1 protein-coding gene is annotated in these 1,847 nt (G+C 29.1%); it reads left to right on the top strand.

The annotated features are described in order from the left end of the window. Window positions 1-1,540 (top strand): replication initiation protein (locus LV89_RS24815; protein WP_229201594.1); only part of this gene is annotated, 1,540 nt, incomplete at its 5' end. Window positions 1,541-1,847 lie beyond the last annotated feature (307 nt).

The following is a 1,847-nucleotide window of genomic DNA, read 5'->3' as shown; positions in this document are numbered from 1 at the left end:
TCAAAAACGACTTTTATGGTGTCAAAAACGACCCTTATTTTTTATAGGTCGTTTTTGTTTGCTTAGACCTAAATATTCTCTAATTTTGTGTAAAATAAGGACTGATTTACAACTTATTTTTATTAGAAAAATGGATAATCAAGAAGCATCAAAAAGAGAGCAAGCACTTATTGCCATATCAAAAGACCCCTTCAGAGTAATCAAAGGAAACCCACTTATTGAAGCAAAATTTGAATTGACACCTATTCAAACTAAGCTTTTTTTATTCTTATTAGCTAAGCTTGATACTTCAAAAAATAGCTTTGAACCAATGATTGTTGTGGTAAAAGATTTTCAAAAATTTATCGGAACAAAAGGTGATAGTCTTTACAATCATCTAAAAAAAGAAGTAGAAAAAATGATTGGCAAGCGAGTGTATTACAAGGATAATAACGTAGAACTCAATTCCAGTTTAATCAGTGGTTATCTGTATTTAGAGAAAGAGGGAGCTTTCTTAGTTGAATTTCCAAGCTTTCTAAAGCCTTTTTTATTACAATTAAAAGAAAATTTTACGGTAATAGATATACGTAATATATTAGGACTTGATAGTTCTTATGCAATGCGTTTTTATGAGATTTGTAAAGAGAAGGAAAGGCTGAAAATTTTTCAATATACCATAAGTGAAATAAAGGAAATGTTTTCAATTGAAAACAAATATAAGAACTATTTTGACTTTAAAATTAAGGTTATTGTACAAGCTCGAAACGAATTACAAGAGAATTCAGAGCTATATTTTGATTTTGAAGAAATAAAACAAGGCAAAAAGGTTGTTGCATTACGCTTTACAGTTATTAAAAATCAAAAGAATTTAAATAGAGAAGAAGAAGATTCGGCTGTTATTAATATTGATTTGCCTAATCATACAGACATACTTATTAATGACGTATATAAAACAGTACAAGACTTTAATATTAACTTAACAACAGTCCAAAGCTGGTTCGACAAATATCCCTACTTACAAATAAAACAAGGTATTGATTATACGCTGTATCAGTATAAAAAAGGGAAAATAAAAGATGTAGCTTCTTATCTTCAAAAAATGGTCTCTACCATTGATATTACCGATATGCAGGATAAATCACAAAAGGACAAAAGAATGAAGCTTGAGAGGCATCAGCAAAATAAGGAAGATAAACAGCAATTAGAGCAATATAGAGACACGATTAAGAATAACTATTTCATTCGTAAAAAAAGCCTTGCAAATCAGATTTTACAGAGAAATCCAAGCCTTTTAAATCAGCTCATTGAAACACTAAAGATAGAAACACAAGCCGAAGGAAGCAATCTATTAGCTGAACTTGCTCTTGAAAATTATAAATCAACTCAAAGTATCAATGACAACAATTCAGCCGATTTCTGGGTCAATTTCAACATGGATGGAACATTTCAAAGTTATATTCTTGGCAAATTAGATACGATGTTCAATGAATTTCAAATACTAAGAGATGATTTTTCAGCAGAAGCCAAACAATTAGGCATAACAGAGTTAGAACTTTTTTAAAAGATGTGCTACTTTTTTTAAATACAGAGCAAATTACTTATTACACAATACTGGTAGAATTAAAGAAATTTAAACCAATCAAAGAAAAGCATTAAAATCAGCGTGTAAGAAAATATATGTGTATAAATTGACGTATATAAAATCAAATTATACATTTCGTATATTGTTATAAGTATTTTATAAAATATGCTTATCAATTTTGTTACTGCTTAAAACGCAAAAATCCCCTTATACATTTCAGTAAAGGGGATTCTAATAGTATTTGGGGTTTATTTACTTTCCCGCATGTGATTGCAGTATCATCAAC

The organism is Arcicella aurantiaca (assembly GCF_003148625.1).
In the GTDB taxonomy this organism is placed as follows: domain Bacteria; phylum Bacteroidota; class Bacteroidia; order Cytophagales; family Spirosomataceae; genus Arcicella; species Arcicella aurantiaca.
Note: the sequence above shows the minus strand (reverse complement) of the source record. Positions and strands in the feature narration are given on the sequence as shown.